This window comes from Pseudomonas sp. AF32 (genome assembly GCF_022342325.2).
GTDB lineage: Bacteria > Pseudomonadota > Gammaproteobacteria > Pseudomonadales > Pseudomonadaceae > Aquipseudomonas > Aquipseudomonas uvaldensis.
Map to the genome: position 1 here is coordinate 169,531 of NZ_RQJK02000008.1, position 15,851 is coordinate 185,381.

General features: G+C 62.3%; 15 protein-coding genes. 3 read left to right on the forward strand and 12 right to left on the reverse strand.

Translation table 11 applies throughout. The features are described from left to right. Nucleotides 1–12: 12 nt before the first annotated feature. From EGM97_RS10255 to EGM97_RS10265, 3 genes are read left to right on the forward strand one after another with little or no spacing between them, the layout of a single operon-like run. Nucleotides 13–1,386 carry a PAAR domain-containing protein gene (locus EGM97_RS10255; protein ID WP_238964832.1) on the forward strand — a complete coding sequence of 458 codons (1,374 nt, stop codon included), beginning with the start codon at nt 13–15 and terminating at the stop codon, nt 1,384–1,386. Next, nucleotides 1,376–1,609, forward strand: coding sequence for a hypothetical protein (locus EGM97_RS10260; protein ID WP_053148849.1), 234 nt, complete (start codon nt 1,376–1,378; stop codon nt 1,607–1,609). The genes EGM97_RS10255 and EGM97_RS10260 overlap by 11 nt, the downstream gene beginning before the upstream one ends. Then, nucleotides 1,606–2,037, forward strand: a complete 432-nt coding sequence (locus tag EGM97_RS10265; protein ID WP_238964831.1) for a GTP pyrophosphokinase — start codon at nt 1,606–1,608, stop codon at nt 2,035–2,037. Before EGM97_RS10260 ends, EGM97_RS10265 begins: the two co-directional genes overlap by 4 nt. A 20-nt stretch (nt 2,038–2,057) precedes the next feature. Here EGM97_RS10265 and EGM97_RS10270 read toward each other — a convergent pair whose 3' ends face one another. From EGM97_RS10270 to tssA, 12 genes are all read right to left on the reverse strand, one after another. Next, nucleotides 2,058–2,492 (reverse strand): DcrB-related protein, encoded by a 435-nt coding sequence (locus EGM97_RS10270; protein WP_238964830.1) that lies wholly within the window; start codon nt 2,490–2,492, stop codon nt 2,058–2,060. A gap of 18 nt (nt 2,493–2,510) precedes the next feature. Continuing rightward, nucleotides 2,511–4,448, reverse strand: coding sequence for a type VI secretion system Vgr family protein (locus tag EGM97_RS10275; RefSeq protein ID WP_238964829.1), 1,938 nt, complete (start codon nt 4,446–4,448; stop codon nt 2,511–2,513). A 150-nt stretch (nt 4,449–4,598) separates the two neighbouring features. Further along, entirely contained in the window at nt 4,599–7,289 is a 2,691-nt protein-coding gene (tssH, locus tag EGM97_RS10280) for a type VI secretion system ATPase TssH (RefSeq protein WP_238964828.1), read from the reverse strand. Beyond that, complete coding sequence (gene tssG / locus EGM97_RS10285; protein ID WP_238964827.1) at nt 7,282–8,334, reverse strand: type VI secretion system baseplate subunit TssG; 1,053 nt, start codon at nt 8,332–8,334, stop codon at nt 7,282–7,284. The genes tssH and tssG overlap by 8 nt, the downstream gene beginning before the upstream one ends. Beyond that, entirely contained in the window at nt 8,298–10,157 is a 1,860-nt protein-coding gene (tssF, locus tag EGM97_RS10290) for a type VI secretion system baseplate subunit TssF (protein ID WP_238964826.1), read from the reverse strand. Before tssF ends, tssG begins: the two co-directional genes overlap by 37 nt. Further along, nucleotides 10,154–10,666, reverse strand: a complete 513-nt coding sequence (gene tssE / locus EGM97_RS10295) for a type VI secretion system baseplate subunit TssE (protein WP_053148829.1) — start codon at nt 10,664–10,666, stop codon at nt 10,154–10,156. Before tssE ends, tssF begins: the two co-directional genes overlap by 4 nt. Further along, the gene (locus EGM97_RS10300) at nt 10,660–11,097 is read right to left on the reverse strand and encodes a hypothetical protein (protein WP_238964825.1); all 438 of its coding nucleotides are present in this window, start codon (nt 11,095–11,097) and stop codon (nt 10,660–10,662) included. The genes tssE and EGM97_RS10300 overlap by 7 nt, the downstream gene beginning before the upstream one ends. Further along, nucleotides 11,094–11,552: a T6SS effector amidase Tae4 family protein gene (locus tag EGM97_RS10305; protein ID WP_238964824.1), complete on the reverse strand. Its 459-nt coding sequence runs from the start codon at nt 11,550–11,552 to the stop codon at nt 11,094–11,096. The genes EGM97_RS10300 and EGM97_RS10305 overlap by 4 nt, the downstream gene beginning before the upstream one ends. Nucleotides 11,553–11,633: 81 nt before the next feature. After that, a complete protein-coding gene (locus EGM97_RS10310; RefSeq protein ID WP_238964823.1) occupies nt 11,634–12,122 on the reverse strand; it encodes an Hcp family type VI secretion system effector in 489 nt (162 codons plus the stop codon). Nucleotides 12,123–12,306: 184 nt separating this feature from the next. After that, nucleotides 12,307–13,803, reverse strand: coding sequence for a type VI secretion system contractile sheath large subunit (gene tssC, locus EGM97_RS10315; RefSeq protein ID WP_238964822.1), 1,497 nt, complete (start codon nt 13,801–13,803; stop codon nt 12,307–12,309). Nucleotide 13,804: 1 nt separating this feature from the next. Next, the gene (tssB, locus tag EGM97_RS10320) at nt 13,805–14,311 is read right to left on the reverse strand and encodes a type VI secretion system contractile sheath small subunit (RefSeq protein WP_003177230.1); all 507 of its coding nucleotides are present in this window, start codon (nt 14,309–14,311) and stop codon (nt 13,805–13,807) included. Nucleotides 14,312–14,392: 81 nt separating this feature from the next. Next, nucleotides 14,393–15,430: a type VI secretion system protein TssA gene (gene tssA, locus EGM97_RS10325; protein ID WP_238964821.1), complete on the reverse strand. Its 1,038-nt coding sequence runs from the start codon at nt 15,428–15,430 to the stop codon at nt 14,393–14,395. Between the last annotated feature and the right edge of the window lie 421 nt (nt 15,431–15,851).

Below are 15,851 nucleotides of genomic sequence, written 5' to 3' on the forward strand. Positions count from 1 at the left end.
GATCACAACGCAATGGATATGCTGGCCGCTGCGCGTCTTGGCGATGAAATAGCCCACGGTTTTGGTGTCGCCGCGATGGTGGCGGGTGCCGTCGCGGGGGCGTTGATCGGTGCCGCGGTGGTGGCGGCCACCGTGGCGACCGGTGGCGTGGCGTTGGCGATCATGGCCGGTTCGATTGCCGCTGGCGGCCTGTCGATGTTCCAGATCCTCAAGGGCCTGAACACGATTTTCAACCTGCCCGAGCCCACGACGGGGGCGTTGATCATGGGCAGCCTGAATGTCCAGATCAACCGGCGCAATGCGATGCGCGCCGGCATGGACACGGCGGCCGGCTGCACCGGCTTGCCCATGAATCATCCGATCTGGCCATTCCCGGTGTTGATCGCCGAAGGCAGCGCCACCGTTTTCATCAACGGCAAGCCGGCTGCACGCTTGCAGAGCAAAATGGTGTGCGGCGCGCACATCAAGACCGGCAGTTCCAATACGTTCATTGGCGGGCCCACAGTGTCCGTGGCGTTTGTGCTCGACCTCGAAGGCTGGTTGCACACCGGTCTCGAAGCGTTGGGGATGCTGGCCGCGGGCGCTGCACTGGTATTGGCCGCCATGGCAGGGGCCGCTGCCCTGGCCACCGCCGTTGCCATAGGTGCCGCTGCGATGGGCGGCATGGCCTTGCTGGGCGAACTGGGCGATCGCCTGGGGCCGGGTTATCGCGACCTGCTGCAGGGTGTGGCGGGGATGGCTTTGCTGGGCATAGGGCCGAAGTTGGCGAAGCTGGGCAAGCCAGCCACCCCGCCCAAGACGCCCAAGACCTTTGAAGAGGTTTACGCAAAGGCACCGGCTGCCAAAGCGGAAATCGATGCCGTCGCCGATGAGATCGCTGCCCAGTATGGTGGCAAGGTTGCCAAGGCACCGGTCAAGTCCGAGGCGCGTGCCCGGCAGAAAATCGATAACGACTACGGTGGGGATGCGACCCGGATCAAGGACCTGGCCCGCAACACGATCATCGTCGAGTCCGACCAGATCAGCGCCGTTGCGACGGAACTTGGCAAGCGAGGCGCGAACGTGAAGGTCATTGAAGGCGCCACCAATGAAATGGGTTATAGCGGCGTCAACTCGACCTTGCCAACCCGTGCGGGCATACCGGGGGAGATCCAGGTGAACTCGCCGGAAATGATCTACGCCAAAGAGCCGGAACCACTGGCACGGGCACTGCTGGGGAACGAAACCTATGATGCCGTTGCCGCTAAAACCGGCGTGCCTGGAGGGCTGGGTCATAAGTACTACGAGGACTTCCGGGTCTTGGACAAGGCCAGCCCGGAGGCGCAAGCTATTGCGGATAAGAGTAAAGCCTATTACGACGCGATAAGGGGGAACGGTGGGAATTAAGGATCTGAGCGCCTTCGCGAGCCGGGATGTGTTTCTGGATTACGACTTCGAAGAGGTGACCTACCGCTGGGACCATCGCACCAAAACGGTCTTCGTGAAATTCTACGGAGCGGCTGAAAGCGACCGGCCAGTACCGGCGGATAACCGGCTGTACAACGATGCAATCTTGTACGGCCGCGAGATTTCCAAAGAAGAATACGAGAAAGGCTTCGAGCGCCGATGAGCATTCTGGATGCTGCAATCGCCCTGGCTGCACGGGTTCACGCGGGCCAGGTAGACAAAGCGGGCAAACCCTACATCCTTCACCCCCTGCGCCTGATGATGGCGTTCGAGGGGCTTGAAGAACAGTTGGTCAGCTTGCTTCACGATGTGGTCGAAGACGGCGATGTCACGCTCGATGAGTTGCGTGCGCTCGGTATTCCGGAGACGGCCGTGACCGCCATCGATTGCCTGAGCAAGCGCCCGGGCGAATCGTACGAACAGTTCATTGCCCGGATTCGCCCCAATCCGCTGGCGACCAAAGTGAAGATCGCGGACATCCGTGACAACCTCGATCTCACCCGACTGCCCGTGGTGCGCGACAAGGATCTTGAACGCGCTGCGAAATACCATCGGGCACTGCTCTACTTGCAAACGCCGCTTGGGTTGTAGCGCAGGATCCAATGCGGTGCTCAGGCCGCAGTGTCGAACACCAGTGAGCCCTTGATCGTCGCCCAATGCGCGGCTTCGGCATCGCCGAGCTTTTCGGCTTTCACATAGCTCAGCGCCAGCAGCTTGCGGGTGCCGGGCAGGACCAGGGCCAGTTGGTACTGGAAGACCTTTTCAGTGCCCTTGTTGAACTGGCTGCGCAGCTCGATGCCGTCGACATCCTGCTTGGGGCCCAGGCGCACGGCGACGCCGGGCTGGCAGCGCAGATCCTGGACCTGTTTTTCCAGGCGCTCCAATTGGGCGTCGAGGTTGCTTTGCAGGGTTTCGCCTTCAGCCAGCAGGCTGCGGCTGACGATCAACGAGGTGCCCAGCTCAGGGAACTTGAGGATGTTGATCGTCGCGTCGAGCAATTCGCCGGGCGGCAACTGGAACTGGAACTCATTGATGCGGTAAGTCATGGCGCATGGATCTCGGAATTAGCCCTTGGACGACGGGAACGCGGCCTTGATGTTGGCGTCGATGCTGGCTTTCACGCCCTGGCCATCAGGCGTGGCGCCGGGGCCGCCGCCGTTGTTCAGGTGCAGCACGCCGCCGGTGTTGAATTCGGCATCGCCGCTGGCATAGAAGCTGATCTGCACGCCCGTCAGGTTGATCTGGCCGCTGGCGTTGAGCTCCAGGATGCTTTCACCGCACACCAGGCGCAGGTTCTCGCCCACCTCGATCACATAGCTCTGGCTGATGCTGTCGGTCTTGCGCTGGCCCACCGACAGGATGTCCTCTTGCTTGACGATGCGCAGGCGGTTGTTGCCGATGGTCACCGTCTCGTTGTGGCCGATGCTCTTGTTGCGGTCATTGCCCACCGAATGGCTTTCATCCACCTCGACCACAATGTCCTGGTTGCGCTCGGCATGGATGTACAACTGCTCGGCGCCCTTTTTGTCTTCCATGCGGATTTCGTTGAAATTCGCTGGCGTGCCGCCCTTGCTCGAACGGCTCTTCATGCCGCTCTGGGTTGCATTGGCGGGCAAGTCGTAGGGTACGGTCTGTTCGGCGTTGTAGACGCGACCGGTGATGATCGGGCGGTCGGGGTCGCCCTCCAGGAAGCTGACGATCACTTCCTGACCGATGCGCGGGATCTGCATCGAGCCCCAGTTTTTCCCGGCCCAGGCCTGCGACACGCGAATCCAGCACGAGCTGTTCTCGTTGGACTGGTCGTGACGGTCCCAATAAAAATGCACCTTCACCCGGCCATACTGATCGGTCCAGATTTCCTCGCCCTTGGGACCGACCACCAACGCGGTTTGCGGCCCTTTGACGACGGGGCGTTGGGTGATGGGCAGCGGGCGATAGCTTTGCTGGGCGTCGATGCAGGTCAGGCTGCTTTCGAACTGGGCCGAAGGAGCGCCGACACCGGTTTCGCCGCTTTCCTGGGAGAGGTAGTAGCGAGCGCCAACGATCAGGTATTCGCGATTCTGGTCCTGGCGGCTGAAGCCGGTCAGGCTGAACAGATGCCCCGACCCGAGGCCCCGGGCGTTGCCGGCCAGCTCGACCCGTTCATGCTGGGTCTGCAAGGCTTCGATACGGGTACGGGCGTAGTGCTCGCCGTCTGCGCTTTGCACGTAGGTGCCGGGATAGTCGTACAGCGGGTAGTCGCCGGCGGCGTGCGGGCGCGGCATGGCCGAGCGCACATCGATGCGGGCACTGGGGCGTTGGAAGTCATAGTCGTTGAGCTCCAGGGAGCCGGGCTGGACTTCCTGGGCCAGGTGCCAACCGTGAATGTGATCGCGTTCGCGATGCTGGTCATTCTTCGGGTAGTAGGGCACCGATTCGTAGCCGGGCGCCTTGGCGTGGGCGCCGTAGGCGTCCGCCAGCACCAGCACATGACGACCCTGTTCGTGGCGGAAAAAGTAATAGATCCCTTCCTGTTCCATCAGGCGGCTGACGAAATCGAAGCTGGTCTCGCGATACTGCACGCAGTATTCCCACTCGCGATAGGGACGGCTCAGGGCGTCCTCGAAATCCGAGAAGCCCAGGTCGCGGAACACCTGCTTGATGATCTGCGGAATGGTCAGGTTCTGGAAAATCCGGCAATCGGAGGTGCGAGTCAGCAGCCACAGCCAGGGCCGCAGAGTGGCCTGGTAGCTGGCGAACTGGCCCTGGTCGACGTTCTGGCTGAAGCGGGCCACGATACCGTGGAAATACCGCTCGCCACCGCCGTCCAGTTGCAGACTCACGCACATGGGCTTGCCGAGCACCTGGTTGAGGTCGATGGCATTGTCCAGCGAGTGCATCTGCAGCTCATAGTTGAACAGCCTTCCTAACTCTTCAGCGCCGCCCATGTCCTTGAGCAGCAGCACCTCGGGCCCCAGGGGGCTGGTGATTTTGGCCAGGCGTGTGGCTTGGTTGAATAACATCGAGTGTCTCGTGCTAGTTGTAGGAGCTGAAACTACACAATCCACTGTGGGAGCGGGCTTGCTCGCGAATGCAATCTGTCAGTGACATGGATGTTGACTGACATACCGCTTTCGCGAGCAAGCCCGCTCCCACAGGGTTATCGGTGTGCCTCAGGCCGCGTCGCTGAAGTTGTACTGCAATTCGTTGTCCACCGCGCGGATCCGTACCCCCGCCAGCGCCTTGCCTTCAAGCATGCGCGTCAGGAACTCGCGGCTCATGTCCGGCAGCAGGCTGTTGGTCAGGATGGCGTCGATCATGCGGCCGCCGCTTTCGGTCTCGGTGCAACGGGAGACGATCAGGTCGATCACCGCGTCGTCGTAGTCGAACGCCACTTTGTGGGTGTTCTCCACGCGCTTCTTGATGCGGTTGAGCTGCAGGCGGGTGATGGCCTTGAGCATCTCGTCGCTGAGCGGATAGTACGGAATCGTCACCAGGCGACCCAACAGCGCCGGCGGGAAAATTTCCAGCAGCGGCTGGCGCAGGGCCTTGGCGATTTCTTCCGGCTCAGGCACGTTTTGCGGGTCTTTGCAGACGTCGGCGATCAACTCGGTGCCGGCGTTGGTGGTCAGCAGGATCAAGGTGTTCTTGAAATCGATCACCCGACCTTCGCCGTCCTCCATCACGCCTTTGTCAAACACCTGGAAGAAGATTTCGTGCACGTCCGGGTGGGCTTTTTCCACTTCGTCCAGCAACACCACGCTATAGGGTTTGCGCCGCACCGCTTCGGTCAGCACGCCGCCTTCGCCGTAGCCAATGTAGCCCGGTGGCGCCCCCTTGAGGGTGGACACGGTGTGGGCTTCCTGGAATTCGCTCATGTTGATGGTGATGACGTTCTGCTCGCCGCCGTACATGGCTTCGGCCAGGGCCAGGGCGGTTTCGGTCTTGCCCACGCCGGAGGTACCGGCGAGCATGAACACGCCAATCGGCTTGCTCGGGTTGTCGAGGCCGGCGCGAGAGGTCTGGATGCGCTTGGCAATCATCTGCAAGGCATGGTCCTGGCCGATGATGCGTTTTTTCAGGTGCTGGTCGAGGTTGAGCACGGTCTCCAGTTCGTTGCGGGCCATGCGGCCCACCGGGATACCGGTCCAATCGGCGACCACCGAGGCCACGGCCTGGTAGTCCACGGTCGGCAGGATCAGCGGGTTCTCGCCTTGCAGGGCGGTCAGGCGCTGTTGCAGGTCCACCAGTTGCTCGCGCAGGGCATGGCTTTCGTTGTCGCGATCTTCGCTGGCGACTTCGGTGTCTACCACGCCGACGCGCTCGCGCAAGGTGGCGCGGGTGGCGAGCAGTTCGTCCACCAGGGCTTTCTCTTCGGCCCAGCGGCTTTCCAGTTCGGCCAGACGCTCGCGCTCAGCGCTGAGCAGGCTTTCAGTCTGGGTCTGGCGGGCGCCGATGACCACGCCGATGGCATGCTCGCGCGCGATGATCTGCAGTTCGGTTTCCAGCGCTTCGATGCGCCGACGGCTGTCATCCACTTCGGCCGGCACGGCGTGCAGGCTGATGGCGACGCGGGCGCAGGCGGTGTCCAGCAGGCTCACGGATTTGTCCGGCAACTGGCGCGCCGGAATGTAGCGATGGGACAGCTTGACCGAGGCTTCCAGGGCTTCGTCGAGGATCTGCACCTGGTGGTGCTGTTCCATGGTCGAGGCCACGCCGCGCATCATCAGCAGCGCCTTGTCTTCCGACGGCTCGGCGACTTGCACCACCTGGAAGCGGCGGGTCAGTGCCGGGTCTTTTTCGATGTGCTTCTTGTACTCGGCCCAGGTGGTCGCGGCCACGGTGCGCAGGGTGCCACGGGCCAGGGCCGGCTTGAGCAGGTTGGCCGCGTCACCGGTGCCGGCGGCGCCACCGGCACCCACCAGGGTGTGGGCTTCGTCGATAAACAGGATGATCGGTTTCGGCGAAGCCTGGACGTCTTCGATGACCTGGCGCAGGCGCTGTTCGAACTCGCCTTTCATGCTCGCGCCGGCCTGCAACAGGCCGACGTCGAGGCTGCGCAGTTCCACGTCCTTGAGGGACGGCGGCACGTCACCGGCGACGATGCGCAGGGCGAAGCCTTCGACCACGGCAGTCTTGCCCACGCCGGCTTCGCCGGTAAGGATCGGGTTGTTCTGCCGGCGGCGCATGAGGATGTCCACCAACTGGCGGATCTCTTCGTCACGGCCGACGATTGGGTCGAGCTTGCCGCTGCGGGCCTGTTCGGTCAGGTCGACGGTGAAGCGCTTGAGGGCTTCCTGCTTGCCCATGGCGCTGGGGGCCATGGCACCGCTGGCTTCGCCGGGCACACTGCCGGCGTTGAAACCGTCGCTGGCGGTCAGGGCGTTTTCCGGCGAGTCGCCGATGTACTCGTCGAAACGCTCGCTCAGAGTCTCGACCTTGACCTTGTCGAACTCCGACGACAGGCCCAGCAGCGCGTGGCGCAGGCTCGGGGTCTTGAGGATACCGATCACCAGGTAACCGGTGCGCACCTGGCTTTCACCGAACATCAGGCTGCCGTAGACCCAGCCGCGTTCCACGGCTTCTTCCACGTGGGACGACAGGTCGGTGATCGACGTCGAGCCGCGAGGCAGGCGGTCCAGGGCATCGGTCAGGTCGCGGGCCAGGCGTGCCGGCTCGAGGTTGAACTGGCGAATGATGCGGTGCAGGTCCGAGTCCTGCAGCTGCAGCAACTGGTGAAACCAATGGGCCAGTTCCACGTAGGGATTTCCGCGCAACTTGCAGAACACAGTGGCGGCTTCGATGGCTTTGTAGGCCACGCTGTTGAGTTTGCCGAACAACGCGGCGCGACTGATTTCACCCATGCTCATGGCTCCTTGAGGTCTGTGAGGTGTTGGCCTGTTCGGCGTAATGCCGGGCCAGTATTAAATCGTTGGCATCGGTTTCGGGCCGGCCCAGCCAGGTATTGAACCCCAGGCGGAAGCGACCGTTGAGTTGCAGCGCCGGGACCTCGGGCTGTTCCAGGACCAGGTTCAGGTCCCAGTCCAGTTCGTGCCCCAGGTATTCGGCGACCCAGGCCACCAGCTCGTTGAACGGCTGCTGGCCGGGGAGCATGCCCATGTAGTCGACGAGCTTGAGCGGCCCCAGGCGAATGCGGAATTTGTGCTGGCGATCCCACACGTAGCGGCCGAGGCAGAAGTCCGTGCCCAATTGGTTGGCGCTCACGCCCACGCGGCTGCGCTCGGGCAGTTCCAGCCATTGGCCGACGTATTCCTCGATCTCCACCGGCAGGCCGAAGTACTCGCTGAGAATGGCCTTCAAACCGTCCGGGTAGCGGGTCTGTGCCGACAGGTGGCCGCTGTAGTGCAGTTTTGCCGTGTCCGGAATCAGGCCTTGATTGAGCAGGCTCGGCATGCCGCGGCCACTGAGGGCGGCCAGGCGCGCCGACCAGTAATCATCATCCGGTCGGTCGTGGCTGACGGTCGGTCGCGCTTCGGCCCAGGCCCGGTAAAACAGGCTGAGCAGGCGATGATGGAACACGTCGAGAAAACGCTTGCTGGTGCTGTCGGCGTGGTTGCGCTGGCGTTCGCGCACGTATTCGGTGATGTGCAACGGCATCGGGCCGTTGGGGCCACCGAGGCCGAAGAAGAACTGCTCCAGGCGCGCCGACGTGCCGTCGGCCCCCGGTTGTACCGACGCGAGGGTGGCCGGGGCGAAGGTGCATTCGGGCTGCTGCCCCAGGCGCAGCGGGTCATCGGCCAGGCGTACGGAATGGCCCAGGCGCGGCAGCTCGGGAGATTCGCATTCGATACGCCGCAAGGCCTGGAAGAAGTCATATTCCCAGGGCTCCTGGCGCATGGCGTCCAGGGTACTCACAGGGTCGGACGACGTCCGGGCTTGGCTTTCCATCGCATGATCTCGCCGCGTTCGGTGGTACGGATCACCGTCTCGGTAAAACTGTTGATCGACACGTAGCGTGCCAGGAAGCGTTCGAACACGGCGCCGAGCAGGAACACGCCGGTGCCGCGAAACGCGTTTTCATCGAATTCCAGGGTGATCTCAAGGCCGCGACCGAACACGATCGGGCCGGGCATCGGCAGGCGTCGGGTGCAGGCCTTGCTGCTGACTTCCCGCAGACCTTCGATCTGCAACTGCAGCGCCGCGTCGTTGTTGTCGCCATACAGGCGCAGCAGTTCGCGCAGCGCCGCGGCGCCCTGGCCTTGCTCGCTCAGGGACAGGTAGTTCAAGGACAACTGACTGATCAGCCGCCAGGCCTTGGCATCGTGAGCGTGACTGGCCCGTGGGCGGCTCGGGCCGGCCACGCAGCGCACGGCCCCGACCGGCGCGCTGTCGGCCAGGGTGAAGTCGGTCTTGCCGTTGCCCACGCTCATGAACAGCGGCAGGTCGCGGTTGGTGCACAGCGCCGTCACGCCCAGTTGGCGCAGGTCGTGGCGGTAGGGAGCCTGGTGGCTGTCCACCAGGCTGACGAAGGTTTCGCTGCCGACGTAGGTCGAACGCGGACCGTTGCGTCGCTGATCGCTGGACAATACCCGCGGCTCTCGGCGCACGCTGTAATACGCCAGGTCGCGGCCATAACGGGACGGGTCGCGTACCGCGTAGAACGGCAGGAACGGTTGCTCCGGCCCGGTGCCGTGGCCGGTAACGGCGGTCAGCGAGTGCACCTCGAAATCCATCGGCCGGGTGCGGTCGGCGATCACGTGGTGTTCGTTGACCCGTTCCGACAGGTGGATACGATCCAGGCGCTTGGGAAACAGGTTGATGGCCGGGGTGCAGAACGGCAGGAACTGCGAAACGCCGACGCTGCCTTCCAGGCTCGGATCGTGGCGATCGAACAGCACGATCAATTCCAGCTCCTGACCGTCGCAGCGCTTGACCGCTCGGCTGAGCTGGGTGAAGTCGACAAACAGAAAGCGCTGGGGCAGGGCAAAGTACTCCTGCAGCAGGCGATAACCCTGGAAGGCCCGTGGCACCACCGGTAGCGCCGCATCCGCATCGTCGAAGCCGCGGGACCGCAACGCGTCCTGGGGCAGGCGCTCTACCCAGTTGCCGCCGGGTTGGCGGGCGAACACCGCGCAGGCGTTGCCCAGCAATTGTTCATACAGGCGGAAAGGCTGTTCGTCCGCACCGCTGAGGTACAGCGGCAGGTTGTCCAGGGCCAGGCTGTTGAACGGCAATTCGGCGCCGGTGCGCAGGGTCAGGCGCAGGCCGGCCTTGGCTTTCGGCTCGCTGGCGGCCAGGCGCCCGAGCACGGTGGACGGGTTGCCGAAATACTCGGCCTGGCTGACCTGCAACGGCCACAACGTCACCGCGTGGGCGGTGCGGTACTCGCAGCAGGTCTGGGTTTCCCTTCCCAGGGCCGCCCGCAGCACGCTGTCGCGAGGCAGCTCGAAGCCGCTGCTCAGCGAACCTTCATCCGGATCGGCCTGCATCTGCACCACGGTCATCGACGGCGTGGGCGCCAGATAGTGCGGGTAGGCGATTTCCAGCAAGTTGTGGGTAAAAGTCGGGTATTCGGCATCGAGCTTGAGCTGGACCCGCGCGGTCAGGTAGGCGAAGCCTTCCAGCAGGCGTTCGACGTAAGGGTCGGCGCAGTCCATGCCCGCCAGCGTCAGCCGACTGGCGATCTTGGGGTATTCCTTGGCGAACTCCGCCGCGCTTTCGCGCACGTGGTGCAGTTCCTGGTTGTACAGCTCCAGCAGGCGCGGATTCATGAGCGTCTCCGCTGGTCGGCGTTGACCACCCGCACATGGCCGGTTTCCAGGTCCAGGTCGGTTTGCAGCATCAGGCGCAGGGGCACCGGTTGGGCCCACAGGTCGCCTTCGATTTCGAAGCTCAGGGCGTTGTGGTTCATTTCCGCCGTCGCCCTGGCCCGCACCCGCAGGGTGTGACGCAGGATCCGCGGTTCGTACGTGGCGATGGCCTGGTGGATCAGCGCTTCGAGGGCCGGGACGTCAACGTTCGACGCGCTGTTGCCGGCCAGCGCCGGCAGACCGAAATTCACCACCGACGTCCCCGCCGGGGTATGCAACGTGGCGTCGTGGCCGAGCAAGCAGGTGGTGTTGAGCAGCCACGCCAGGTCACGCAGCACCGAGGCTTTCAGTTGGGTGAGCGACAGCACACGCTTGTCGGCACTTTCCTTGGGATTGGTCGGATCGTCGTCGGTCAGCCGGTCCAGCAGGGACGGTTGCAGGCGATCGCGGGTGGCGATTTCGGTTACCAAGTGAACAGGCCTGTGTAGTCCTTCTGGTCACCTGCGCCGCTCATGCAACTGGCGCTCCTGGCGATGATTGAAGGCTCAAGTTGCCCATTGATCAGGCGGATGGCGCGGTACGCGGAACGACATTCGCGGGTCTCGGCGTCTGCCATCATATGCATAACGATGACAATGGGAACTTCGCCGAAGGTCTCGACGTGCGGTTTTCCTTGTCGGTCAACCGTGAACTGGCAAGGCCATGACAAGTCGAGTGGCAGGGTTTGGTCCGATTTGCGTAACACGCAGCGCTGTTGATCATTCTCCAGCGTCACCTGTTGTCCGCTCATCAAGACGGCTTGTTGTCCCCCCGTTGCCGGTGGCATTGCCGACTGCTGAGCACAGGCAGTCAAGCTTGATAACAAGCCTGCTACCAATATTGCGAAGTGAGCCTTGATCATAAAAGCTCCCAGAACCAGATTGCCCTTGAGCGATAGGAAGGGTCGTCATATCGGCTAGCGGTAAGGCCACGGTTCCAAAGGTCTATATGATCGCCAGTGCGGCTATCTGATGACTCGCCCAGTTGTTGGAAACAATCCTTGAAGAAAATGAGCCCCCTTTTGTCCATCAGTTTGCGGCGCTCTTCTGCGCTGCCGCCGAGAATCATTGGGCGCCCCAAATGATGCTTCCACAACCAGTTCGCCAGCGATTCGGCGCCTCTGGCGTGTCCGTGTGCGCACTTGGGTTCGGTATACGTCGATTTGTTGACCTTGATGGTCAACTCGGTATTGAGCGTTATGCTCATGCGAATAGCGCATTGGTTTGGCCACGGCCCATCGCACGGTTTCGCGTCGGGGTAGGTCACCAGCAGATCGGAATACGCTTTCCACAAATTGATAAACGAAGGCTTGGCCATGACTCAGATACCGCGCTGTAGAGGATTGGATTCGAGCAAGTACCAAACACCCCCGGCGCGTCGCGCCGGGGGTGTCTTCGATTACACCTTGGTGTTGGTGCGGATGTTCCAGCCGAACTTGACCGGACCGCCTTCCTTGGTACCGTCGGCTTTCTGCGGCTGGTAGTCCACCAGCACCTTGGCGAAGTTCAGGGTGACGTTTTCGGTCAGGCGATCATCGCTGCCCGAACCGCCGGTGCTCATGGAGGTGATGATCACTTCTTCCAGGTTGATGATCATGTACTCGACCTGGCTTTCACCGCCGGCCTTGCGCACGGTCAGCTTGACCTTGTCGATGTGCTTGCCGCTGGCGCAGTGCATCATCAGGTTCGGGGTGGACTTGTCGACCCACTTGGTCAGCGACAGGTCCTGGATATTCACCTTGCCCGCGCCACCGCCGGTGCCGGAGTGCATGTTGCCGGACTGGGACATGCCCCAGCTCCAGTTCAGGACGTCGATCTCGTCCTTGTGGGCCTTGTCCATGGACTCGCCCTTGATGTCGCCGATCTTGATGAAAATATCAACAGCCATGTTTTCTCCCTGTGTGGTTTCTAACCACATTGTTTGGTTGACGCTGACCTTGCGAATTCTGTAGAGCAGGGGATCTGCAACTCGATGAAGATCCCCTGTGGGAGCGAGCCTGCTCGCGATGACGGCGTATCAGACACACCGACGGCTCGCTCCCACATGGTTACCGCGTATCGCTCAGGCGGGTTTACGCACCCTTGGCCGAAGGCAGTTTCGATACCAGGCGCAGCGAAACGGTCAGCCCCTCGAGCTGGTAGTGCGGGCGCAGATAGAACTTGGAGTTGTAGTACCCCGGGTTGCCTTCGACTTCTTCGACGATCACTTCCGCCGCTGCCAATGGGTGCTGGGCCTTGGTGGTTTCGGTGGAGTGCGCCGGATCACCATCGACGTAGTTGAGGATCCAGTCCTGCAGCCAGCGCTGCATCTCGTCCTTCTCTTTGAAGGAGCCGATCTTGTCGCGCACGATGCACTTCAAGTAGTGAGCGAAGCGGCAAGTGGCGAACAGGTACGGCAGACGCGCGGCCAGGTTGGCGTTGGCGGTGGCGTCCGGATCGTCGTATTCGGCCGGTTTCTGCAGCGACTGGGCGCCGATGAACGCGGCGAAGTCGGTGTTCTTTTTGTGCAGCAGCGGCATGAAGCCGTTCTTCGCCAGTTCCGCTTCACGGCGGTCCGAAATGGCGATCTCGGTCGGGCACTTCATGTCCACGCCACCGTCATCGGTAGGGAACGTGTGGGCCGGCAGGTTCTCCACTTCGCCACCCGATTCCACGCCACGGATGCGCGAGCACCAGCCGTAGTGCTTGAAGGAACGGTTAATGTTCACGGCCATCGCGTAGGCGGCGTTGGCCCAGGTGTATTTCGAGCTGTCGGCGCCGTCGGTGTTTTCTTCGAAGGCGAAGGCTTCCACCGGGTCGGTCTTGGCGCCGTATGGCAGGCGCGCCAGGAAGCGCGGCATGGTCAGGCCGATGTAGCGCGAGTCTTCCGATTCACGCAGCGAACGCCAGCCGGCGTACTCCGGCGTGGTGAAGATCTTGGTCAGGTCGCGCGGGTTCGACAGTTCCTGCCACGAGCCCATGCCCATCACGGTCGGCGATGCCGCGGAGATGAACGGAGCGTGCATGGCGGCGCAGACTTTCGACAGCTCGCCCAGCAGTTCCACGTCCGGTGGCGACTGGTCGAAGTAGTAGTCGCCCACCAGGCAGCCATAAGGTTCGCCGCCGAACTGGCCGTATTCTTCTTCGTACATCTTCTTGAAGATCGGGCTCTGGTCCCACGCGGTGCCCTTGAACTTCTTCAGGGTCTTGTGCAGGTCGGTCTTGGAGATGTTGAGCACGCGGATCTTGAGCTGCTCATCGGTCTCGGTGTTGTTGACCAGGTAATGCAGGCCACGCCAGGCGCTTTCCAATTGCTGAAAGTCCGGGTGGTGGATGATCTGGTTGACCTGGGCGGTGAGCTTGGCGTCGATGGCCGCGATGATCGATTCGATCGACTTGATGGCGTCGTTGGACACCAGGTCGGTCTGCGCCAGGGCCTGTTCGGCCAGGGTGCGCACGGCGGTTTCCACCGCTTCGCGGGCGCGCTCGGTCTTGGGCTTGAATTCTTGCAGCAGCAGGGACGCGAACTCGCTGGTCTCTTGTGTCGCGCCCAGGTTCTGGGCGCCTTCGCGGGCTGTATTGTCAGTCATGTCATTGATCCTGTGCTGGCTTCGGCGCGCTCGCCAGGGCCTGCAACAGCGCTGGGTCCTTGATCGCCTTCATGATGATTTCTTCGGCACCGGTCTTGCCGTCCATGTAGGTCAGCAGGTTGGCCAGTTGGGTGCGCGCTTCGAGCAATTTGTTCAGCGAGTCGACCTTGCGGGCCACGGCCGCCGGGCTGAAGTCGTCCATGCTTTCGAAAGTCAGGTCCAGGCTCAGGTTGCCTTCGCCGGTCAATTCGTTGGGTACATGGAAGGCTACGCGCGGTTGCATGGCCTTGAGGCGCGAGTCGAAATTGTCGACATCGATCTCGAGGAACTTGCGATCGGCCACGGGTGCCAGAGGCTCGGCGGGCTTGCCGGCGAGGTCAGCCATAACCCCCATGACGAAGGGCAACTGGACCTTTTTCTCGGCGCCGTAGAGCTCGACGTCGTACTCGATCTGCACTCGAGGCGCGCGGTTGCGCGCGATGAACTTCTGAGAACTTTGCTTCGCCACGTTGCTGCTCCTGGTCGCTTGAGCGACGGTGTTGGCGTCATCCGGCGATACCGGTGACGTGACTGCGTGATCCGCTCGCTTTTATTCGCTGTCTGGGCCGCGCAGGTTTTCAAATTGACTCATGCCGTCGGGAATCAGGTTACGCACGATGGTCGCGAAGTCGGCGTTAACCAGAAGCTTGGCCCGCTTCAACAGCACCGGCAGGGGGCTGGAGGGCTCATGACGGGTGTAGTAAGCGAGTATCCGGTCCAGGCTGCGCAACACGTCGTCGCGGTTGTTGATTTCACCGCTGACAGTGCTTGTGCCGGTGTTGCGCGGCGCGCTCGGCACATCGGCGTGTTGGGTCGACGGGGAGCTGTCGCTGGAGACAGCATCGGAAAGGGCGCTGTCGCCGCTCTGCTGGCCGGCCTGACCGAGAATCTGCAAGGCCATCTTCAGCGGTTGTTTCAGCGGGCCAAGGTCCACGCCCTGGGCGGAACCGACCTGATCGCTGACCTGCTGCTCGATGGCTTCGGCGGCGCTGCGGGCCTCCTGCAGGGCCGCTCGGGTGTTTTCCAGTTGCTCGGGATCGCTGTCGAGCAGCGCTCCGGCGAGTTGTTCGGAGCCGAGGCTTTCGTCGGCGAAACTCTGCAGGCCGCTGGCGTTGGCGGCGGCGCGCAGGGTAATCGTACCGAAGGCGCGCGAACGGACGAGGATACTCTCGCGCAACAGTCGGATAGTGACGTCGGACGTCAGGCCGGCCAGGGCATTGATGCGCACCGTGGGGTCATTGTCGTCATCGGCGTCCAGGCGCGGATGCAGATCGGCCCAGTATTGCTTGAGCAGTTCGCTGATCAGCACCAGTACGCGCGCCAGCCCCGGAATGCCTTCCAGGGCCAGGGAACTCTGTAACAGGAAATGGGTGATGCGCAGGTCTTTGCTGCGCTGCAACAAGTCCAGGCTCTGCTGCTGGATGCTGCGCCATTCTGGGGGCTCGGCAGGGAGGATCGAGTCGCCCATGCTGCGTTCGGGCTGACCCCGGGATTCACGCTCCAGGCGCAAAAAGTCCGCGTCATATTCCAGGTCTTCACCGCAAGGTGAGGTCGCGGAAACGGCGGCGAGCAACAAAGGCACATCCACTTGGATCGATCTCCCTATCGCCCGCTGAATGACAGTCGGGCCGTGCATACGCAAGTTCCGGGTGGAGTCGCGCATCAAACTTTGCATATTCCTGAGGGTAATGGCCGTTTAGATGTTGGATGATCTTAAAGTGCCATCACTCATATTCAAGAAGTTGTGCATTTTTGGTGTAGTACTTATCGCTTGTCAAGGTAAGCTATTTCCGGTCTGTTACAGTTGTGAGGCGCTTAACAACCCGTACGACTGGCGGGTCGAGAAGGGTGCCGGAACAGGCTTTTTGTCATGCAGGCCGGTTAATATCAGCCATCATGCTGGCAAAACGCCGTTTCATGGCTGTTTCCCAGGGTTTGGACGGCGATCGTCGGGACGAAGTGCCCTCGATTCGCCCGAGCGCGACGACGTATAAAGAAGTGTTCAGCAA

Bases quoted from the DNA above. Each gene is read 5' to 3' on its own strand.
- EGM97_RS10255 (WP_238964832.1), top strand. From the start codon at position 13: ATGGATATGCTGGCCGCTGCGCGTCTTGGCGATGAAATAGCCCACGGT.
- EGM97_RS10265 (WP_238964831.1), top strand. From the start codon at position 1,606: ATGAGCATTCTGGATGCTGCAATCGCCCTGGCTGCACGGGTTCACGCG.
- EGM97_RS10270 (WP_238964830.1), bottom strand. From the start codon at position 2,492: ATGACTTACCGCATCAATGAGTTCCAGTTCCAGTTGCCGCCCGGCGAA.
- EGM97_RS10275 (WP_238964829.1), bottom strand. From the start codon at position 4,448: ATGTTATTCAACCAAGCCACACGCCTGGCCAAAATCACCAGCCCCCTG.
- tssH (WP_238964828.1), bottom strand. From the start codon at position 7,289: ATGGGTGAAATCAGTCGCGCCGCGTTGTTCGGCAAACTCAACAGCGTG.
- tssG (WP_238964827.1), bottom strand. From the start codon at position 8,334: ATGGAAAGCCAAGCCCGGACGTCGTCCGACCCTGTGAGTACCCTGGAC.
- tssF (WP_238964826.1), bottom strand. From the start codon at position 10,157: ATGAATCCGCGCCTGCTGGAGCTGTACAACCAGGAACTGCACCACGTG.
- EGM97_RS10300 (WP_238964825.1), bottom strand. From the start codon at position 11,097: ATGATCAAGGCTCACTTCGCAATATTGGTAGCAGGCTTGTTATCAAGC.
- EGM97_RS10305 (WP_238964824.1), bottom strand. From the start codon at position 11,552: ATGGCCAAGCCTTCGTTTATCAATTTGTGGAAAGCGTATTCCGATCTG.
- EGM97_RS10310 (WP_238964823.1), bottom strand. From the start codon at position 12,122: ATGGCTGTTGATATTTTCATCAAGATCGGCGACATCAAGGGCGAGTCC.
- tssC (WP_238964822.1), bottom strand. From the start codon at position 13,803: ATGACTGACAATACAGCCCGCGAAGGCGCCCAGAACCTGGGCGCGACA.